At 53.8% G+C, this 20621-nt stretch carries 15 protein-coding genes; 13 read left to right on the plus strand and 2 right to left on the minus strand.

Translation table 11 applies throughout. The annotated features are described in order from the left end of the window. Positions 1–111 precede the first annotated feature (111 nt). From GGE09_RS19585 to GGE09_RS19615, 7 genes are all read left to right on the plus strand, one after another. Entirely contained in the window at positions 112–2358 is a 2247-nt protein-coding gene (locus GGE09_RS19585; protein ID WP_309747882.1) for an acyl-CoA dehydrogenase, read from the plus strand. Further along, the gene (locus GGE09_RS19590) at positions 2355–3650 is read left to right on the plus strand and encodes an acetyl-CoA C-acetyltransferase (protein ID WP_309747883.1); all 1296 of its coding nucleotides are present in this window, start codon (positions 2355–2357) and stop codon (positions 3648–3650) included. The genes GGE09_RS19585 and GGE09_RS19590 overlap by 4 nt, the downstream gene beginning before the upstream one ends. Beyond that, a complete protein-coding gene (locus GGE09_RS19595; protein ID WP_309747884.1) occupies positions 3650–5725 on the plus strand; it encodes a 3-hydroxyacyl-CoA dehydrogenase NAD-binding domain-containing protein in 2076 nt (691 codons plus the stop codon). Before GGE09_RS19590 ends, GGE09_RS19595 begins: the two co-directional genes overlap by 1 nt. Further along, the gene (locus GGE09_RS19600; RefSeq protein WP_309747885.1) at positions 5718–7559 is read left to right on the plus strand and encodes an acetyl-CoA hydrolase/transferase C-terminal domain-containing protein; all 1842 of its coding nucleotides are present in this window, start codon (positions 5718–5720) and stop codon (positions 7557–7559) included. Before GGE09_RS19595 ends, GGE09_RS19600 begins: the two co-directional genes overlap by 8 nt. A 328-nt stretch (positions 7560–7887) precedes the next feature. Beyond that, entirely contained in the window at positions 7888–8121 is a 234-nt protein-coding gene (locus GGE09_RS19605; protein WP_309747886.1) for a hypothetical protein, read from the plus strand. A gap of 222 nt (positions 8122–8343) precedes the next feature. Then, entirely contained in the window at positions 8344–8586 is a 243-nt protein-coding gene (locus GGE09_RS19610; RefSeq protein ID WP_309747887.1) for a LuxR C-terminal-related transcriptional regulator, read from the plus strand. A 244-nt stretch (positions 8587–8830) separates the two neighbouring features. Then, a complete protein-coding gene (locus tag GGE09_RS19615) occupies positions 8831–9925 on the plus strand; it encodes an isocitrate/isopropylmalate dehydrogenase family protein (protein ID WP_309747888.1) in 1095 nt (364 codons plus the stop codon). Positions 9926–9972: 47 nt separating this feature from the next. Here the strand turns inward: GGE09_RS19615 and GGE09_RS19620 are convergent, their stop codons facing one another. Further along, complete coding sequence (locus GGE09_RS19620) at positions 9973–10851, minus strand: NAD(P)-dependent oxidoreductase (protein WP_309747889.1); 879 nt, start codon at positions 10849–10851, stop codon at positions 9973–9975. Positions 10852–11198: 347 nt separating this feature from the next. Between GGE09_RS19620 and GGE09_RS19625 the strand changes: the two genes are divergently transcribed. The 6 genes from GGE09_RS19625 (at position 11199) to GGE09_RS19650 (ending at position 18941) form a co-directional block, all read left to right on the plus strand. After that, complete coding sequence (locus tag GGE09_RS19625) at positions 11199–12206, plus strand: ABC transporter permease (protein WP_309747890.1); 1008 nt, start codon at positions 11199–11201, stop codon at positions 12204–12206. A gap of 45 nt (positions 12207–12251) precedes the next feature. After that, positions 12252–13262: a sugar ABC transporter substrate-binding protein gene (locus tag GGE09_RS19630; RefSeq protein WP_309747891.1), complete on the plus strand. Its 1011-nt coding sequence runs from the start codon at positions 12252–12254 to the stop codon at positions 13260–13262. An 11-nt stretch (positions 13263–13273) separates the two neighbouring features. Then, a complete protein-coding gene (locus GGE09_RS19635; protein WP_309747892.1) occupies positions 13274–15388 on the plus strand; it encodes an ABC transporter permease subunit in 2115 nt (704 codons plus the stop codon). Continuing rightward, positions 15385–16476: a hypothetical protein gene (locus GGE09_RS19640; protein WP_309747893.1), complete on the plus strand. Its 1092-nt coding sequence runs from the start codon at positions 15385–15387 to the stop codon at positions 16474–16476. Before GGE09_RS19635 ends, GGE09_RS19640 begins: the two co-directional genes overlap by 4 nt. A gap of 3 nt (positions 16477–16479) precedes the next feature. Continuing rightward, the gene (locus tag GGE09_RS19645; protein WP_309747894.1) at positions 16480–17973 is read left to right on the plus strand and encodes a sugar ABC transporter ATP-binding protein; all 1494 of its coding nucleotides are present in this window, start codon (positions 16480–16482) and stop codon (positions 17971–17973) included. 65 nt (positions 17974–18038) lie between these two features. Next, positions 18039–18941, plus strand: a complete 903-nt coding sequence (locus tag GGE09_RS19650) for a LysR family transcriptional regulator (protein WP_309747895.1) — start codon at positions 18039–18041, stop codon at positions 18939–18941. Between the two features lie 22 nt (positions 18942–18963). Here the strand turns inward: GGE09_RS19650 and GGE09_RS19655 are convergent, their stop codons facing one another. Beyond that, complete coding sequence (locus GGE09_RS19655) at positions 18964–20451, minus strand: aldehyde dehydrogenase family protein (protein ID WP_309747896.1); 1488 nt, start codon at positions 20449–20451, stop codon at positions 18964–18966. Positions 20452–20621 lie beyond the last annotated feature (170 nt).

The raw sequence follows: 20621 nt of genomic DNA on the forward strand, positions 1-20621 counted from the left end.
GCCCGTAATACACAGGTAGCCCCCCCATCAGCCATGACCCGTCTTCCTGCCGGTTTCAGAAACTTGGAACTTTAAAGCCCCTGCTGCGTTGGTTTCAGGAAAGGGAGAGTCATGACAAGTTTTCGCAAACGTTTCGTCACCAAACCGATCCACGCTTGGGCAAAAGGCGTATTACCTGCCCTGTCCGAAACTGAAAGCGAGGCCCTGAACGCCGGAGAGGTTTGGTGGGAGGCGGAATTGTTTTCCGGCAATCCCGACTGGTCAAAACTGCACGCGATAAAAAAACCAACACTGTCCCCCGAAGAACAAGCCTTTTTTGATGGCCCTGTTCAGGATTTGTGCGACATGATTGACGATTGGAAAATCAATCAGGAAACCGCTGATCTGCCGCCAGAGGTCTGGCAGTTCCTGCGAGATCATAAATTCTTTGGGATGATCATACCAAAATCCCATGGCGGACTGGCCTTTTCCGCCTTTGCCCATTCAGAAATTGTACGGTTCATTTCGACCCGTTCTGTTGCTGCGGCCGTCACGGTGATGGTGCCCAACTCTCTGGGGCCAGGTGAATTGCTGCACCAGTTTGGGACAGATGATCAAAAGGATTACTGGCTTCCCCGCCTTGCCGACGGGCGTGAATTGCCCGCATTCGGGCTGACCAGCGCAGAGGCCGGTTCAGATGCGGGGGCGATGGTTGATGACGGGGTGATCTGCAACGGCCAATGGAAGGGTGAAGAAGTCCTTGGCATTCGTCTGAACTGGGCGAAACGCTATATTACACTGTCACCTGTGTGTACTGTGCTTGGCCTTGCTTTTAAACTGCGTGATCCGGACGGGCTGATCGGGGAAACACAGGACATCGGCATCACCTGCGCCTTGGTTCCAACTGATCTGGACGGGGTGGAAACAGGACGGCGGCACATACCATCCTCGACCATGTTTATGAACGGCCCCACAACCGGCAAAGATGTTTTTATTCCACTGGACCACATTATCGGTGGTCCTGAATATGCCGGCAAAGGCTGGATGATGTTGATGAGTGCCCTTGCCGCTGGCCGTGGGATCTCGCTGCCATCTATGGGCTGCGCTGCCATCGCGCTTTCGGCCCATACCACGGGGGCCTATGCGCGCATCCGTCAGCAGTTCAATTTGCCTATCGGCAAATTCGGCGGCATCCAGTCCAGATTGGGCGGGCTTGCCGCAGATGCCTATGCGATGGATGCCGCACGGCACCTGACCTGCGCCGGCCTTGATGAAGGGCGCGCCCTGTCTGTTATTTCTGCTATCATGAAGGCCCATGCCACCTATAAAATGCGCAGTGCAATCAATGATGCGATGGATGTGCATTCCGGTAAGGCGGTGATTGACGGGCCTTCGAATTATTTATTGCCGCTGTACCGCGCAGTTCCCATCGGCATTACCGTTGAAGGCGCGAATATCGTGACCCGCAGTCTGATAATTTTCGGACAGGGTTCTATTCGTGCGCACCCGCATATGCTTGATAATATGTTGGCGCTACAGGAAAAAGACCCCGATAAATCCCTTGAAATGTTCGACAAAAGCCTTTGGGCCCATGTCGGTCATACAACGAAAACCCTGTTCCGTGCATGGGGTCGTGCCCTGACAGGCGGGCGGTTTGCGCCTGCCCCTGATGCGGGCAAAGCCACACCGATTTACCGACAACTGTCACGCTGGTCCGCCGCCTATGCGCTGACCGCAGACTTTCTGTTCCTGACTTTGGGCGGTGCGCTGAAGCGCGAGGAAATGATCTCGGGGCGGATGGGTGATATTCTGTCCGAAATGTATATTCTGTCAGCAGCCTTGAAACGGTGGGATGACGAAGGTCGGCAGGACGCCGATCTGCCCGTTCTGCAATACGCCGCACAAAACGCTTTGCATAATATCCAATCCGCACTGGATAGTGTGATTGCGAACCTGCCTGCCCGCTGGGCCGCAGTGGTGTTGCGCATGTTAACATTACCCGGCGCGACAACCCGAAAACCCGATGACAGACTTACCGTGCAATGTAGTGACCTGCTGTACGAACCATCTGCCACACGGGACCGCATTACCGGCGATCTGCACAAAGGATGCCAGCGTAACGGCGTGGATGTTCTGAATAGCTGCTATGCCAAAGTTGTAGAAATGGCACCGGTTATGAAACGGCTGCGCGATGCAGGCAAAACGCCCCAGCAGGCGTTGACGGCTGGCATTCTAAGCGATGCAGAACTTTCTGAAATCCACGCGATGCAAACCTTGGTGGATCAGGTGGTTGCGGTGGATGATTATACCCCCGACGAGTTGGCCGCCCTGTTCCCCGCCCCTGAACCCAAACACCCCACACAAGAGGCCGCAGAATGAATACCCGAAAAACCCAGCGCGTTTTCCTTGTAGATGGCGCCCGCACCCCGTTCCTGAAAGCCCGCAGTGGCCCCGGTCCGTTCACGCCCGTAGATCTGGCAGTTCAATGCGGCAGACCACTTTTGGCGCGCCAACCCTTTGATCGCGCCGCATTTGATCTGGTGATCCTTGGCTGCGTGAATGTCATCGCTGATGAAATGAACCCCGCCCGCGTTGCAGGATTACGCCTTGGATTGCCCGAAGAAACCGTTGCGTTTTCCACGCAAATCAACTGCGGCTCTGGCATGCAAAGCATCGATACCGCCTACCGTTACATACGTTCCGGCGATCATCAGATGATCCTTGCAGGCGGCACCGAGGCGTTGAGCCATGCACCCCTGACCCTGCGCTCTTCGGCGGTGGAATGGTTTGGCAGGATGAACGCGGCAAAAGGGCCGCTTGATCAGGCGAAAGCCATGGCAGGGCTACGGCCCGAATTTTTCAAACCGGTTGTCGGTCTGGAACGGGGGTTAACGGATCCGATAACAAGCCTGTCTATGGGGCAAACTGCCGAAGTGCTGGCGCATCGTTTCGGCATAGATCGCAAAACTGCTGATACCTATGCGATGCAAAGTCATCACCGGCTTGCAGCCGCCCATACCGAAGGGCGCCTGAAAGAGGAAATGATGCCCGCTTTTGATCGGGACGGAACGGTTTACGATCAGGATACCGGACTACGCCCTGACAGTGATCTGGACGGTCTGTCCAAACCTAAACCCGTGTTTGAACCACCCTATGGCAAAGTGACCGCAGGGAATTCAAGCCAGATCACGGATGGCGCAAGCTGGTGCATTCTTGCTTCGGAAAAAGCCGTTGAATTGCACGGGCTGAAGCCGCTTGCAGAAATCACCGACAGCGAATGGGCGGGGCTTGATCCATCTATAATGGGGCTTGGCCCAGTCTTAAGCACAACACCGATTTTGCAGCGTCACAATTTGAATAACGAAGATATAGACCTGTGGGAATTGAACGAAGCTTTTGCCGCTCAGGTTCTATCCTGCCTTGCTGCATGGAATGACGATGATTTCTGTCGCGAGGTGTTAGGATATGATACCGCCTTTGGCCGGATTGATCGTGACAAACTGAACGTGGATGGCGGCGCGATTTCCCTTGGCCATCCCGTTGGCACCAGCGGCAACCGTATTGTGTTGCATCTGGCAAACGCAATGAAACAGCGCGGCGGCAAACGGGGCATCGCCACAGAATGTATCGGCGGTGGCTTGGGCGGCGCAATGTTATTGGAGGCAGTGTGATGACCGGACATGTACTTGAGTTCCTTGGTGAAACGAAACTTGAACTTGGTCCTGTCGGTGAATCGGACGGGATCTGGCGAACAGGCCGCGATGATGCGGGTGTGGTTTGGCTGGTACTAGACAAACAAGACACAAGCACGAACACCATTTCACAAGACGTAATCCGCACCTTGGACAGCCATATCAAAGCGCTTGAAGCCGATCTTCCCAGTGCGCTTGTGATCCGCTCTGCCAAAGAATCCGGTTTTGCGGCGGGGGCGGACATCAGCGGCTTTGAAGCCATGACAGATGAAGGAGCGGCGGATCTTTTGAAGCAGGCCCATGGTGTTCTGGACCGGATCGAAGCCTTAAATTGCCCGACGATTTGCATCGTCCACGGTGCGGCACTGGGGGCTGGTTTCGAACTGGCGCTGGCCTGTGATTTCCGCATTGGCGTAACAGGGGCCTCTTTCGGGTTTCCCGAAGTCCAACTTGGGCTTCATCCCGGGCTTGGTGGCACGGTTCGCCTGCCAGCCCTGATCGGTGGGACAGACGCAATGACCATGATGCTGACAGGAAAAACCGCCCATACCAAACGGGCTAAATCCCTGGGGATTGTCGATCTTGTGGTCGAAGAACGCCACATAGACGGCGCTGTGGCGGCCGTGATTGAAGGCAAGATTAACAAGCACCAGCCGGGCTTGACATCACGCACCTTCGGGCTGGATCAGGCGCGCACCCTTGCGGCGGGGCAGATGCGCAAGGAAGCCGCAAAGAAAGCGCCGGAACAGCATTATCCTGCGCCTTATGCGCTGATTGATCTGTGGGAAGAACACGGTGATGACCCTAAGGCAATGCAAAAGGGTGAAATCGAAAGCTTTGCAAAACTGCTGCAAACCGAAACATCCAAGAACCTGCGGCGGGTTTTCTTTCTGCGCCAAAAGCTGAAGCAGGCTGGGCGCGGAGATGATGGTATCAACCATGTCCATGTGATTGGCGCAGGTGCAATGGGCGCTGAAATCGCAACCGCAGCCGCGATCAAAGGCAAGCGGGTCACGCTGGGCGATATTGAAACGGACCCTTTGGGCAAGGCAATCAATCGCGCCGTGCAAATTTGCAAAAATAAACACCTTAGCACACTCCAGACCCGCGATGCGCTGGACCGTTTGATGCCCGATCCACAGGGATATGGTCTGGAACGCGCGGATCTGGTGATCGAAGCGGCAAGCGAACAAAAAGAACTGAAGGAAAAGATCTATCAAGGGCTGAAAGGCAAGCTGAAAAAAGGCGCCATACTTGCAACCAATACATCCAGCCTGTCTGTGGATGAACTGGCCGGATTTGCCCCCGACAAAGAGTCTTTTGCCGGTTTGCATTTCTTTAACCCTGTGTCACAAATCGACCTTGTCGAAGTCATTAGCGGGACTGCCACCAGCAAGAAAACGGCACAACGCCTTGCGGCGTTTTGTGGTTCGACAGGCAAACTTCCGGCGCCCATAGCGGATTATCCGGGCTTTGTTGTTAACCGCGCGTTGGTGCCCTACATGCTGGAAGCGATGGTCTTGATGGATGAGGGTGTCGATAAACGTGTGATCGACACTGCTGCAATTCAATTCGGGATGCCGATGGGCCCAGTTGCGCTGGCCGATCAGGTTGGGCTTGATGTGGGCTTGCATGTGGCAGAAAGCCTGTCCGAAAGTCTGGATACGCCGATGCCACCAATCAGTGACGATCTGCGTCGCCGTGTTGACAGCGGCAAATTGGGCAAAAAAACCGGCGCGGGTTTTTACGACTGGTCAGAAGGCACCCCGCGCCCTGATGCGGATCTGGAACAGGCTCCTGCCGATTTGACAGACAGACTCATTCTACCGATGCTGAACGCCTGCGTGGAAATCTTGCGCGAAGGGATCGCACATGGCGAAGACCAAATCGACGGCGCGTTGATCTTTGCAACCGGATGGGCCCCGTTCCGCGGCGGGCCGATACACTATGCCCGTGCCCGCGGGATCAGCGATGTTACGGAAACCCTGCAAAGATTGGCGAACGATCACGGACCGCGCTTTACACCAGACAAAGGATGGTCTGCCCTTGGCTGAAAACCCACAGGTCTATAGCGATGCCGATGCATTGGCGCGCGCGCTTTTCCAGCAGCTTGGCGGCGAAATCCGCCTTGCCCTGCCGCTTGGGCTTGGGAAACCTGTGACACTGGTCAACGCCCTGACCCGTGCTGCGCTGAACGATAAATCCTTAACGTTGAAAATATTCACCGCCTTGACCTTGCAACGACCCGTGCCAGAAACCGATATGGAAAAACGGTTTCTGGAACCCGCGATGGACCGGTTGTTCGGGACCATGCCGCCACTGATCTATGCCGAAAAAATCAGGAACGCTGCGCTGCCCGATAATATTACAGTGTCAGAGTTTTTCTTTCAGGCGGGCAATTGGCTGGGAAATGAATACGCACAGCGCCATTACATCGCCGCCAATTACACATATGCCCGCGATGTGCTGGTTGCCCAACGCCCCAATCTGCTTGCGCAATTGATGCCCCGTGACGGCACGCGGTTTAGTATGTCGTGTAATACGGATATATCCGCCGATCTTTTCGCAATGCGTGCGGCAGGCAAGATGGATTTCCTTGCTGTTGCAGAATTGAATGATGCCTTGCCCTTTATGGACGGGGATGCCGTTCTTACGGCAGACGCCTTTGGGATGGTGTTGGAACCTGCACAACAAATTGATCTGTTTTCAGCCGTTCGCCGCCCTGTATCAGACGCCCAGCACGCGATCGGCCTGCATGTGTCACGGCTGGTGCGCGACGGGGGGACGCTGCAAATCGGGATTGGTGCGATTGGTGATGCGGTGGCAAATGCGATCCTGTTGCGCGACCAACAAAAACTGGATGATGTGTTTACCGCCGCCCCGTTCCCGTTGACCGGCGATGAAACCGTGCCCTTTGACACGGGTCTTTACGCGGTTACTGAAATGCTGGTCGGTGGCTTGCTGGCGCTTATGCAAGGCGGCGTTTTAAAACGCGAAGTGGACGGTGCCGTGATTCATGCGGGGTTCTTCGTTGAAGCACGCGATATGTATGAACGCCTGCGCAACATGCCCGCAAGCGAACGCGCCAAAATCCAGATGAAGCCCGTCAGCTTTACCAACGCGCTTTACGGGGACGAAACCGCCAAACGCGCCGCCCGTAAAGACGCACGCTTTGTGAACGGCGCGATGCAGGTCAGTCTGTTGGGGGATGCCATGTCAGACTCTGCAAAGCTCGGACAGGTGGTCAGCGGTGTTGGCGGGCAATTCAACTTTTTTGAACAGGCTTTCGCGCTGGAAAATGCGCAAGCTATTTTAACTCTGCCCGCAACCCGCATCAGCGGTGGGGCAGTTACATCAAACATTGTCTGGCAACTGCCCCTGACAACCGTCCCACGGCACATGCGGGATGTGGTCGTTACAGAATACGGTGCCGCCTATCTGCGTGGAGAAACCGACGAACAGGTCATCAAACGCCTGATCTGTATCGCTGACAGCAGATTTCAGGGCGATCTGACCCAAAAAGCAAAATCAGCCGGAAAACTGGCACCAGACTGGCATGTTCCAGATGCACACAGGCGCAATACGCCGGACGCGCTGGGGCACTGGGTTAAACCGTTCCGCAAAACCTTGTTGCCGGACTTTCCGCTTGGTACTGATTTTGACGAAACAGAGAAAGCCCTGTTGCCCGCGCTGGCTTGTCTGGGCGATGCGATCAGCAGCAAACGAAAACTAATGGGCTTAATACTCGCGTCGTTCAACATGCCCCCCCACCCGCAAGAACATGCCGCACTGAAACGGATGGGATATGCGCCAGAATCGCGTCTGTCGGACCCCTTGCAATCCCGTGCCCTGCGCGGTGCATTGCGCCAAGTGAGCGAACAGTCTTAGTTCGCGCCGATCTGCCCGCTCAGAGCATGCACCCTAGCGGAATATGTACAGCAACACCCTGTTCCACACCGGCAATATTTGCCAGTTTTTCGGGTGCTTAAAGGGCGTTGCGTGGTCTTGAAATCCCTCCTGCCACGCTGAACCGCTGGGGAGTGGAGTTCACATTACTTGTCATTATAAACGCCGTCTGCTTGCCGCTTATGTTCGTAGGTTTGGAACCAAACTCCATTCTGCGCGTTATACTTTTATGCAATAGAGCGCGTGGGCATGAATGCCGTTTTTGATAGGAGAGACCCCGCGTCAGACACATATAAGGAGGACGTTTAAAATGGATGATGCTGCACTAAAAGACATTTGCCTCACGCCTGAGAAACACTACGAAACACCCAAGGACGTCGTGGCTGACGACACATGGACATCCGATCAAAAACGGGAAATTTTGCAAGCGTGGAAGTTAAACGAAGAAGCCCTTCTTCGCGCCTCAAATGAAGGTATGGACGGCGGGGAACGGCCTCATCTTCAATCGGTGGTCGACGAGCTTGAAAAGTTAAAAACCGATTAAAGGGGACTGATGTTTCAGGTTTCAGGTTTCGGGGTGTCGGGGCTGAATGAATTGTTCGCGATTTTTCCCAGTCGCTTCAGGTGATTGGCAGCAGCCAGACAATGGCCGAAGCCCTGTCTATGCTGACCCATCACCGACCTGATTTTCTTTTGACAGATTTAAGACTGCCCGACGGGTCAGGCATCGACGTAATCCGCGCGGCAGCGGCGGCGGAGTGGCGTTGTGAAAGAAATTGAAATTGTGCTTGAAGGCGGCGCGCCGATCAGCCCGCAGATTGCCCATTATCTGCTAACTATCGTCAGGGGCGATACAGCGACCCAAGAAGGCAAAGACCTGTTGGCCGAGCGCGAGAGTGAGGTTCTGGGACTGATCGCAAAGGGCTACAAACGGGGCGAAATTGCCAGTCAGATGGCAATTACTGTTGGCACAGTGGGAAACCATATCCATAAAATCTACCGGAAGTAAAATGCATCTTCGAACACCGAAGCGGTGTTTATTGCGGGGAAATCCGCCATATTGTGACCCCAACACTGTCCAGACAATCTGTGCTGACAAGGAAAACTAATGCTGTGTTCAGATAATCAGACTGGCATCCAAGGACTGTTCCCTGCTTGTACAACCATAGGGCGCTTGTGATTGGTGTGTCGGGCCTGAAACGGGCGATCACAGATTTACTGCGCTGGTTGTTATCCAAGGGAGACGTGAAAACATGAAAGACAGTTATGAAATTGCCGTTGTGCATGGGGACGGAATCGGCCCTGAAATTTGCGCGGTTTCAATCGAAGTCCTGAAGGCGGCATTGGGGCCTGACTTGCTTTGTTTTGCCGAGTATCCGGCAGGTGCGTCACATTTCCTAAAAACAGGTGAAAGCCTGCCAGAAGAAACCAGACATGCCTGTGCGCAAGCAGATGCTATTCTACATGGGGCTGCTGGTTTGCCTGGGGTTGTTCATCCAGATGGCACTGAAGTCGGAGTCGATTTTTCTCTGCGCACGCGGTTTGAATTGGATCTATTTGCCAATATTCGACCAATCCGCCTGTACGAAGGCGTTGAGAGCGCACTTAGTCGCGCCAAACCCGGATCAATTGACTATGTGATTGTACGTGAGAACAGCGAAGGGCTTTATGCGGCGCGCGGCGCGGGCTCTTTGTTGCGTGGGGACGTAGCCGTGGATACGCTTGTTCAGACACGCGCAGGCATTGAACGGATTGTTCACAAAGCCTTTAGGCTTGCACAGGCTTCAAATGGAGCGCCAGAGGACGGCGTGCGGCGGGTGACCTGTTGCGACAAGGCCAATGTGCTGCGCAGCTATGCATTTTTCAGATCGGTTTTTGACGAAGTGGCGCAAAACTATCCGGATATTGAAACCGAATATGCAATCGTTGATGCAATGTCGATGTATATGGTGCTACGGCCCGAACATTACAATGTCATTGTGACCGAGAATATGTTCGGTGATATTCTATCGGATCTGGCGGCGGCGACTATTGGCGGGCTTGGCATGGCCCCATCCGGCGAAGTCGGGGAAGAAAACGGATTGTTCCAGCCGTCCCACGGTTCGGCCCCTGATATCGCGGGCAAGGGAATTGCAAACCCCTATGGTATGGTTTTATCGGCGGCGTCGATGCTGGATTGGCTGGCAGATCGCCATTCAGATCCGCGACTGTCCCAAGCAGCAGAACGCATTCGGCAAGTGTCTGTTGGGGCATTGGCGGGGGGGTGTCTTAACTCTGATCTTGGCGGATCGGCCAGCACCACAGAAGTCGCGCGTCAATTGTGTGACAGTTTGGCAGAACCGGCCTGACCCGCTGGGTGCAGGTCAGGCCAATTCAGGCTAAGCAGTAGCGCGGATCAGTTTGCGCTCTTGCTAAAGATACGGACCAATTCTGGTACATAGGCCTGACCTTCGCCAGCATCTACTGCGGTGCCAATGGCACTGGCGACACCATCTGCAATGATCTGCTGTGCGCCTGCTTCACCGGACATGGCGCGATAATAATCTATGTCCTTTTGTGCATTGCTCACAAAGAACGGCAGCCCATCGCGATTACCATCAGTGATAAAGGGTGCAAGGCGCTGTAGCGCCGCACTGGCCCCACCGCCGTTGGCTAAAACGTCAACAAAGACTTCGGGATCAACACCTGCATCAGCCGATTGTGCAGCGGCTTCCGCCAGGAGGGTCATAAATCCGATAGACACATAGTTGTGCAACAATTTAAGGCGATGGCCGTGACCAAGCGCCCCTACATGCGTGACCATTTCGGTAAAGGAAGAAAGTATTGGCCGTACTTTGTCCAGAACTGCGATGTCACCGCCGACCAACAAGTTTAACTTGCCTTCATGTGCGTGTTGGGCGGTTCGCGTCATCGGGGCATCTATGTAATCCCCGCCAGCTTCATTGACGACCTTGCCCATACGCACCGTGGATTCCGGCAAGGCGGTGGAACAATCCACAATCACTGTACCGGGTTTTAGCCCCGCAAGGAGGCCGTTTTCGCCCGTAATAATGGATTCGACCTGCGCCGAACCCGTGACGCAAAGGATCACAACATCACTAGCAGCAGCAATTTCGGCAGGGGTTTCACAGGGCTTTGCGCCTAGTTTTTTAATTTCGTCCACCGGCTGGTTTCCCGGGTGATCCAAAAAATGCAGCGCAAAACCGCCCCGTGCCAACACATTGCGCGCAATGCCGTGGCCCATCAGCCCGACTCCGATAATTCCGACGTTCATTATACTCTCCTCACCGACCACGACGGTCCTTGTCTGGGGCGTTTAAACCATCAGCGGTCCAAACGCTTTGGATAAGCGTATTCGACCATGTCCCGATGGAAAAGCACAGGACGTGTTACTGTGACGTCATTTTCTGCACGGGCCATCAGAAAATCAAAATTGCTGTCCTTTCACCTTCTCTGCCATTGTGAAGCATACCGAACCACAAGCATCAGTTGCGGTTCGAGAATCCGTTTGGAGGCGGAGGGCCTTTGAGGCCCGTTTGAGGAGAATGCATTTGTTATCGTCGTCGCATCTGACCGTATTGGTCAGGGGGTACGCCTGTGGCCGATGCAAAGGGAGGCTACATGAGTTCGGCACAACAGGACAGGACATCAGGCCGCGCAGGCGGTTCTTTCAAGATCACACAGGAAGGCGTGGTCACTACGATTGCCGTGGCTCTTTTTGTGGTTTTTTCTTTGGTGTTGGACAAGTTTCTGACACAGGGCAATATCCTTGCTTTGCTTAAAAACGTGTCAATACTTGGCATTCTCGCCGTCGGTATGGGCTTTGTTGTTGTTGGTCGCGGTATTGACCTGACAATGGTCGCAGTGATGGTGGTTGGCGTCGCGTTTGCGATTTGGCTTTCAACACAGGGGTTTGCATTCGGTGAAGCCATCCTAATCGGGGCTGCGCTGGTTGCTATTTGTGGATTGATAACCGGCATTCTAATTGCGGTTGCCGAGGTGCCACCGATTTTTGCGACACTTGCAATGGCTTCGGTGGTTTATGGCGGTGGCCGCGTTGCGTTCAATTCTGATGTTCTTTACGCCCCCAGCGGGATCGACTGGCTGACGTATATCGGGTCCGGCATTTTATTCGGCGTGCCCGTATCGGTAATTGTTTTTGCACTGGTTGCGGCACTTGTCGCGCTGTTTTTGCAATTTACCCGCTTTGGCCGTTTTATCTATGCTTCTGGCGACAATCCGGCGACTGCGCGTACATCGGGCCTTCCCTCGCGGACGGTAGTTATTATGCAATATATGATCTCTGCGCTGATCGCTTATGGCGCGGGTATTCTGTTGACTGGACTTGTGTCGGGCATCAACACGCGGCTGTATAATTCAACTTTGATCTACGATGTTTTGCTTGTTGTTGTGCTGGGCGGCATCAGCCTATCGGGCGGGCAAGGCGGTGTGCGCAACGTGTTGGTCGGTACAATTTTGGTTGGCATCCTGATCAACGGAATGACGATCATGAACTTCAGCTACACAAGCCAAAACCTCATCAAAAGTGTGATCCTGCTGGCCGCACTTGCATTTGATGCGGTGATCAACCCACGGGATGAACAGACGTCCCAGAGCGGTGATATTTAACACAAAATTACAACTGAACCAAAAATCATCAAGGGAGGAAACCAAATGATGAATTTCAAGAAAGTGGCTATGGCTGCGCTGGTTGCAACTACGGCTTTGACTGGTGCTGTTTCGGCACGGGACATAGAACAAGTGGGCCGCGCTGCCTATTTAAGCGCTCTGGAAGGTAAACGGGTTATCTTTATTCCGCTGTCACAGGGAATGGACCTTAACCAAGCATGGACTGCCGTTTGGGAAAGACATGCAGAACGTTACGGTTTTGATTTTCAGGTCCGTGACCCGAATATGGATACAGCAGCAGGTATCCGTGCACTGCAAGGCGCTATTGCGGACAAACCCGATGTGTTGATCGTACAGAACCCCGATGTTCAGACCTATGCACGCGCACTGAAACAAGCGCAGGCTGCTGGCATCAAAATTCTGCAAATCAACATGCAATCCATCACCCAGACCGACAGCTATGTTGGTAACGACTGGATCGAGATGGGACGTCTTGAAGCTGGAGAACTGGCCAAGACCTGTCTTGCAGAGGGCGCGCCTTCGAAGAAAATTGTCTGGTTGGCAGGGGTTCAGACCGGCGCTGCAAATATTTATATGCGCGAAGGACTGGATCAAGTTCTGGCAGAAAACCCAGAGTTGGAACTGGTTTCGGATCAACCCGCCGATTACGACAGTGAAAAAGCCCGCCAGATCACCGAAACGGTGCTGCAACAGCATCCTGACCTTTGCGGGATCATGGGCATCTGGGACAATGCCGAAGTGGGCGCTGGTGCTGCCGTTGTAGCCGCTGGCAAACAGGATCAGGTGACAATCGTAACCAACGGTGCTGGCGCGGCGACGGCTTGCGAAAGTATTGAAAAAGGCATGCTGGACGTCGTTTACAATTTTAACGCACCCATTCAGGCCGAAATTGCAGCGCAGCAGATTTCCGAGTTCTTGCAGCATCCCGAACGCCCGGCCGGTTCTGAAGCGACTGTATTTTTCGGGCCGATCACGCGCGTTGATAAAGACAACGCCACAGGTCGGAACTGTTGGACCATTGATCAACTGAAGTAAGGACACTGCAGATGAGCCTCTCTCAATCCATCGTCCGGTGGCGGTATCGGCTATTGCCCGATCACGTTATGGGCGAAATCCTGAACAAAAAATGGGCCGATAGCGCGATTCCGTTCTTTGCACTTGCTTTGATCATCGCCGTATTCGGGTCGATTGTGCCCCGCTTTTTTGAGTTCGGGACCATTTCCATTCTATCCGGTCAGGTGGCAGAGTTGGGGCTTATCGTGCTGGGATTGTCCATCGTGATGATTTCGGGTGGGATTGATCTTTCGGTCGGTTCCACCTTCGCGCTTACAGTTACCACAGCACTTTATATGATGAACGTCGAGGGGGCGAGCCTAGGTCTTGGGCTGCTTGCGACGCTTGGTGTTGGTGTGGCCTGTGGTGCGATCAACGGGTTTTTGGTGGGCATCTTACGGATGCGCGCCTTTCTGACCACGCTGGTTACTTTGATCATTTTCCGCTCGATCTTTGATATTGTCTTCCCCGAGATTTCGACAGATATCGTCATGAACTACCCTGAATCCGGCGTGTTCGAATTCTTGGGAATAGGGCTGGTCTGGGGGCTGCCTGTTTCATTTTTGATGATGGCGGCTATATCGCTTGCCCTGCACATCGTTCTATCACGCGGTCGGTACGGATGGCGTTTGATGGCTGTTGGCGGTGCGCGGCGCTCTGCGCATAACGCAGGCATTAATGTGCGTTGGACGGTGTTTTCGGCCTATGTGTTATGCTCGTTTTTCGTGGCCTTGGCGGCGTTTCTGTTTTCAGCGCGGATCGGCTCGGCGGCTTCGGATATTGGTTCTGGGCTTGAATTACAGGCCTTAACGGCAACCGTGCTGGGCGGCATTTCGCTGGGCGGTGGTCGCGGATCTGTTTCAAAGGCGCTGATGGGTACGGTTTTTGTACTGTTGTTGTCGAACTCTTTGCTATCGCTTGGCATTCCCGGTCCGGTGAACGCGCTGTTGCTTGGGCTTATTCTGGTTGTTGCTGTGTTTTTGGATGTGCGCTGGGTCAAGAACCGGCACAAATTGCTACGTGCGGTTTATATTTCGCCGACTTACAACAAGATGCCTCCTGCGATTTCCACGGATGACGGCCCAATGAAACCAAACGATCGTTTGCGCGATGTGGGTGTGATCGGTTTGGGCGTTCTGGACGGTGCTGAAGATGTGATATTTGACCGTGACGACAATCTTTACACGGGCAGTCGGCACGGTGACATCCTGCGCTGGTTCCCACCAAATTACACTGAACATGAAGTTTTTGCGCATATCGGCGGGGCCCCGATGGGGATGTTGTTTGACGCCGAGGGTAACATGTCTGTCTGCGTCGGAGGCATGGGGCTGTATCAGATTACGCCAGATGGCACAGTCAGCTTGCAAACCGCAGAAACCAACAGAAGTTGGACTTCGGTCGCTGATGACGCGGTAATGAAGTTGGCGGATGACTGTGATATTCTTCCTGACGGTCGGATCATTTTTTCAGAGGCCACCAAACGCTTTGAAATGCACGACTGGTATGCAGATGCGCTGGAAAGTCGTGGAAATGGTCGCTTGATCTGTTTCGATCCAAAGACCAAGACGACTAAAACGCTAAAAAGTAACCTGATTTTCCCGAATGGTGTCTGCACATCTTATGATGGTGAATCCGTTCTGTTCGCAGAAAGCTGGGCTTGTCGGATCAACCGTTATTATTATGCGGGCCCCAAAAAGGGCACTGTTGAGCGGGTCATCGAAGGGCTGCCCGGATATCCAGATAACATCAACCGTGCGTCTGATGGCACCTATTGGCTGGCTCTGATGGGGTCGCGGACACCGGCATTGGATCTGTCGTTGGAATTGCCGGGCTTTCGCCGCCGCATGGCGCGGCGTGTATCCGAAGATGCGTGGCTGATGCCAAACCTGAACACAGGTTGCGTGCTTAAATTCAACGAAAAGGGCGAAATTCTTGAAAGCCTTTGGGATGAAGGCGGACACAAGCATCCGATGATTACTTCGATGCGCGAGCATAAGGGCACGCTTTACCTGTGCGGTATCTTTAACAACCGCATGGGCACGCTGAAACTGCCCGATGCCGATCAGAACTGGTGTGGGGTGGACACCTATTGGAGGAAGCCTGAATGACTGCGATCCGACGTTTTATAAACCGCCGTTTGGGGCGTGGTGAAGCTGCAATTACTGTGCCGATCCTTGATGGCCCGCTGATGCCAAATACAGCCCTTGATACCGCCGAAGTGTTTGCGGAAATAGAGGGCGTGGATAACCTTGTTTCCACTGAAAAGGGGTTATTCTGTTCGTCAGGCAATACGCTGTTGCGGTTTGGCAGGGGCGAAACTGCCCATGAAACCATAGATACCTTTCCAGCCGAGATTTCGGCTATGGCGGGCGGCAAAGGTATGCTGGCCATAGGTATTGAAGGTCAGGGCGTTGTGATCAGGGGCGGGCCACACGATGGTCGTGTGTTTGGCGGGGTCGGCGAAAAAGGCCCCGATTACCCCACATCCTTGGCATTTTTGGACGCCAACACATTGCTGGTCACACAAGGGTCCGATCGAAACCCTGCTGCCAACTGGCGCAGGGATCTGATGGAAAAAGGCCGTCGTGGCAGCCTATGGAAACTGGATCTGGCGCAGGGAACTACATCGCAGGTTCTAAGTGATCTGGCGTGGGCATCGGGCATTGCACTAACGGGATCGCAAAAGATTTATCTTACAGAAAGCTGGCGCCATCGGGTGCTGTCTGTGGATCTGTCCACAGGTAAAAGCGAAGTGGTGCTTGAACATCTGCCTGCCTATCCCGCGCGGATCACACCGGCCGTAGATGCAGGGTTCTGGCTTAGCTTTTATTCAATCCGAAACCAGTTGGTCGAATTCATTCTGACCGAAGATGAATACCGCAACCGCATGCTGGCCGAAGTTCCCGAACCGTTATGGATGGCGCCCGCGTTGGGATCAGGTCTTTCCTTCCGCGAACCGATGCAGGGAAGCCAGCTGAAACAAATGGGGGTCATGAAGGCCTATGCTTTGACCCGATCTTACGGGCTGGTGGCGCAATGTGATCCTAAGATGCGGCCATTGCGTAGTTTTCATTCGCGCGCAGATGGCGCGATGCATGGTTGTGTTTCAACCAGCGAACGGGGCGACGAGCTTTATGTTGCCGCAAAAGGTGCGGGGCGCATCCTGCGGCTGGCCGATGTTGCACGAGAGGGCTGAGACATGGATAACATTATTGAAATGCAAAACGCGACCAAGTCCTTTGGCGGCTTGAATGCGTTCCAGAATGTGAATTTCACACTGCGCAAGGGCGAAACCCATGCGCTGTTAGGGGAAAACGGTGCTGGTAAGTCGACCCTGACCAAAGTCATGGCTGGCGTGTATCGCTTGAATGCGGGCAAAATGTTGTTTGATGGTGCTGAGATGAATTTCAATTCGCCAGCCGAGGCCTTGGGCAACGGCGTGGCAATGGTGTTTCAGGAAACAAATCTGGTCCCTGCGATGACTGTAGCGCAGAATATTTTTCTGGGTGATGAAAAAATGTTCAACCGCTTGCGCGGGCTTTACATTGACGCCCGGCAATTCCTTGTAGGTATGGGATTTCAGGTAGATCCGACAGCACAGGTTTCAACGCTGGGCGCGGCACAAAAACAAATGGTGGAAATCGCACGTGCGGTGCACCACAAGGCTCGCGTCATCATTTTCGACGAACCAACAGCAACCCTGACCCCCGAAGAAAAACGCCATTTCTTTAATCTGATTGACCGCCTAAAGGCGCAAGGTGTGGCGATTATTTTCATCAGCCACGCATTGGAAGAAGCCTTGGACGTATCCGACCGGATCACTGTTTTACGTGACGGAGAGTTGGTAGCATCTGGTCCTGCCCGTGATTTCACCCGTGAAACTTTGGTTCAGGCAATGGTCGGGCGCAACCTGACCGAAACATTGCACGGCTCGGTTAAGCGTACGCCGCGCCCCTATGGGGAAAAAGTTTTAAGCGTTGAAAACCTGTCTTGTGCAGGGATGGTGCGCAATTCTTCTTTTTCAGCATTTGGCGGGCAGGTTACTGGAATATTTGGTCTTGTGGGCGCTGGACGTACCGAAATGGCCAAGATCGTGTCAGGTGTAATGAAGCGCGATTTTATGCATGGTGGGGAAATACGTTTGAACGGCAAACCCGTGCGCTACCGTGTGCCGCGCCCTGCAATGCGCGATGGCATCGTTTATGTCACCGAGGATCGTAAACACGACGGTTTTTATGAAACCATGACCGTTGGCCAAAACCTTTTGCTAAGTGAGCTGTCCAAAGGCAGCAATCCGGTCACGCCTGTTTCCATCGGGCGGGCTGCTGAACTTGCAAAGGAATGGGGCGAAAAGCTGCACCTTAAGTCTATTTCGGACAAAGCGCGTATGATCGAACTGTCCGGGGGTAATCAGCAAAAAGTGGTGATTGCGAAATCTTTGATACAAGAACCCAAGCTGATTATTTTTGACGAACCAACGCGGGGCGTGGATGTCGGTGCTATCGTAGAAATTCACCAGCTGATACAGGATCTTGCGGATCAGGGGCTTGCTGTGGTGGTGATATCCTCTTATCTGCCCGAAATCATGTCCGTTTCTGATCGTATTCTTGTTGCCAAGCGCGGGCGGATCGTTGAAGAAATGAGCTTGTCCGATGCCTCTGAAGATAAGATCATGTTCGCCGCTGTCCACTAACGGGCAAAGGTTGCGCAGGTTCCTTATCTGAACTTCGGGGTGTCAGGCGGAAAGTCAGGAAGATCATGAGCGCGCATAACGTAAATCTGAAGCTGTTGCAGACTTTTCTGCTTGCGGCAGAACATGGCAGCTTTCGACGGGCCGCAGAAGAAAGCAACCGGTCGCCGTCAGCTATATCCATGCAAATACGTGATCTGGAAGAACAGGTTGGCGTCAGCTTGTTCCGGCGTACACCCCAGTCTGCAAACCTGACCCCGATTGGCAGCATGCTTTTCGAACAGGTCAGTAATGCAATGGCAGATGTGCAGGATGCGCTTGATCGCCTGTCAGAGGCGGCGGCACATCGGCGCAGCCACGTCAGCATCGGCTGTGCGCCCACGTTATCAGCAACCCGACTGGGCAATATTCTGGCAACATTCAAGCTGCGCTATCCCCGCTCGGTTGTTGATGTAAAAGAAACCCCGCCCACGGGCGCATTGGCGATGCTGCAAGAACAGACTGTCGAACTTTATATCGGGCCCGAAGTGCCAAATATGTCCGAATTCCATTTTGAGCCGATCCTTCAGGACCGGTTCGCTGTATGTATGCCTGCGGAATATGATGATGGTGCGACAACACTTGCATTGGCCGACATTGCGCAATTCCCCCTGATCCTGCTGGATACACAAACAGCCGCGCGCGGGTTGATCGACCGGATCGTTGCAGAATCGGATATTGCCCTGAATGTTCAATACGAAGTGCAATATGCTTATACCGCAGTGGCGCTTGCCGCGGCGGGTTTGGGGGTGGCTGTGGTGCCTTATATTGCCATCCCGATGTTGCCCAAGGCAGATTTTCGGGTGATACCCTTAGAAGATACCGATGCTGAACGCGCCGTTGGCATCATCACGGCGCGTGGATATGTGCAACATAACTATTCGGAACAGCTTATAGAACTGATCCGAACAGAACTGCGTCAAAGCCTTTAAACAGCTATAGCCGCCTTTGAATTCAATCTGTGTTGATCCAGATTGCTTTGGTGTCCAGATATTCCTGCATATGTTCGATTCCGCCTTCGCGCCCGTAACCTGACATTTTAACCCCGCCAAAGGGCACCACGGGGTCGATGGCGTGGTACATGTTTACCCAGACCGACCCGGCCTTGATCCGATGGGCCAGCTTATGGGCTGTGCCAAGGTGGGTAGAAAAGATGCCCGCAGCCAGACCGTAAGGCGTAGCATTCGCGCGTTCCACAACTTCATCAAGGGTGTCAAATGGCAGGGCAGAAATGACGGGCCCGAAGATTTCTTCGCGGGCAATGGACATGTCATCGGTTACATCGCCAAAAACGGTAGGCTGTATATAGTGCCCGCCCTGCAACGCGGGGCTATCAGCACGGTTACCCCCTGCCAGAACTTTGGCGCCTTCATTTGGTCCTGCTGCAAGATACCCCGCGATCCGGTCGGCCTGGCGTGCTGAAATGATCGGGCCTATATCGGTATCCGTTTCAATGCCCTGACCTATCTTTAGGTTGGAAGCATAGTCCGCCACACGGCGCATAAATTCATCGTGAATTTCGCGGGCGACAAACAGGCGGGAGCCAGCGATACAAATCTGCCCCGAGTTGGCAAAAACCGACATGGCCGCCACTGGTACAGCCTGATCAATATCAGCATCACGGCAAACGATCACAGGGGATTTTCCGCCCAGTTCAAGGGAAACATGCTTTAGATTACCCGTCGCAGCACGTGCGATTGCCTGACCTGTTGCGGTGGAGCCGGTAAAGACGATTTTATCAACACCGGGATGTTGGGCCAATGCAGCGCCTGCTTCGGTGCCCAAACCGGTGACCACATTCAAGACCCCGTCTGGTAAACCTGCCTCTTGCATGATCTTTGCAATCATCAGCACAGTTAATGACGCTTCTTCTGACGGTTTCAAAACCACCGTACACCCTGTTGCGATGGCAGGCGCGATTTTCCAGATTGATCCCGCTATCGGCGCATTCCACGGAATAATAGCACCGACAACCCCGATGGGTTCACGAACCGTGGATGAATAGATTTCACCGGGAAACGAATTTTGAATCGTTTGACCGTGAATTGTAACCGCCTGACCTGCATAAAACCGCAGCATCCCCAGAACCCTGCGGCTGTTGCCAAGGGTCCGCTGGATCGGCATCCCCATATCCAGCGTATCTGACAGGCATAGGTCTTCCCAGTTTTGTTCGAACGCTTCTGCAATACGCAGCAACAGCGCTTGCCGTTCAAAGGGTGTGAACTTGGACCACGGTCCCAAGAATGCCTTGCGTGCAGCGGCAACGGCGGCGTCCATGTCAACTGCATCGCCCTGCGGAACCGTGGCAAGCAAATCACCATTGGCGGGATTGCGCGCCTCTATGACCTTGCCGGAACGTCCTTTGCACCATGCGCCGTCAATAAACATCGGGCGAAAACTGCCGTCATAAAGCGCTGCCGCGCGGGCTTTCCAGTCGGTCATTTGTTATCCTGTCTTTTGTCGGGGTCTGACACGTAAGGCGTTTTTCATGCCCTGTGTGCCTTGCTGGCTCAAGGTGGAAATTCTGATTGTCTGTTCAGAAAAAAAGTTTGCGCTGGAACCGTTAAACAGGGGTCAATTCAGCCTTGATACTGGCCGCCCTGAAAAAATGC

The sequence above is a fragment of the Roseobacter sp. N2S genome (assembly GCF_031454055.1).
Taxonomy (GTDB): Bacteria; Pseudomonadota; Alphaproteobacteria; order Rhodobacterales; family Rhodobacteraceae; genus Amylibacter.

Bases quoted from the DNA above. Each gene is read 5' to 3' on its own strand.
- GGE09_RS19615 (WP_309747888.1), top strand. From the start codon at position 8,831: ATGAAAGACAGTTATGAAATTGCCGTTGTGCATGGGGACGGAATCGGC.
- GGE09_RS19605 (WP_309747886.1), top strand. From the start codon at position 7,888: ATGGATGATGCTGCACTAAAAGACATTTGCCTCACGCCTGAGAAACAC.
- GGE09_RS19595 (WP_309747884.1), top strand. From the start codon at position 3,650: ATGACCGGACATGTACTTGAGTTCCTTGGTGAAACGAAACTTGAACTT.
- GGE09_RS19630 (WP_309747891.1), top strand. From the start codon at position 12,252: ATGATGAATTTCAAGAAAGTGGCTATGGCTGCGCTGGTTGCAACTACG.
- GGE09_RS19585 (WP_309747882.1), top strand. From the start codon at position 112: ATGACAAGTTTTCGCAAACGTTTCGTCACCAAACCGATCCACGCTTGG.
- GGE09_RS19655 (WP_309747896.1), bottom strand. From the start codon at position 20,451: ATGACCGACTGGAAAGCCCGCGCGGCAGCGCTTTATGACGGCAGTTTT.
- GGE09_RS19620 (WP_309747889.1), bottom strand. From the start codon at position 10,851: ATGAACGTCGGAATTATCGGAGTCGGGCTGATGGGCCACGGCATTGCG.
- GGE09_RS19625 (WP_309747890.1), top strand. From the start codon at position 11,199: ATGAGTTCGGCACAACAGGACAGGACATCAGGCCGCGCAGGCGGTTCT.
- GGE09_RS19640 (WP_309747893.1), top strand. From the start codon at position 15,385: ATGACTGCGATCCGACGTTTTATAAACCGCCGTTTGGGGCGTGGTGAA.
- GGE09_RS19635 (WP_309747892.1), top strand. From the start codon at position 13,274: ATGAGCCTCTCTCAATCCATCGTCCGGTGGCGGTATCGGCTATTGCCC.
- GGE09_RS19645 (WP_309747894.1), top strand. From the start codon at position 16,480: ATGGATAACATTATTGAAATGCAAAACGCGACCAAGTCCTTTGGCGGC.
- GGE09_RS19650 (WP_309747895.1), top strand. From the start codon at position 18,039: ATGAGCGCGCATAACGTAAATCTGAAGCTGTTGCAGACTTTTCTGCTT.
- GGE09_RS19590 (WP_309747883.1), top strand. From the start codon at position 2,355: ATGAATACCCGAAAAACCCAGCGCGTTTTCCTTGTAGATGGCGCCCGC.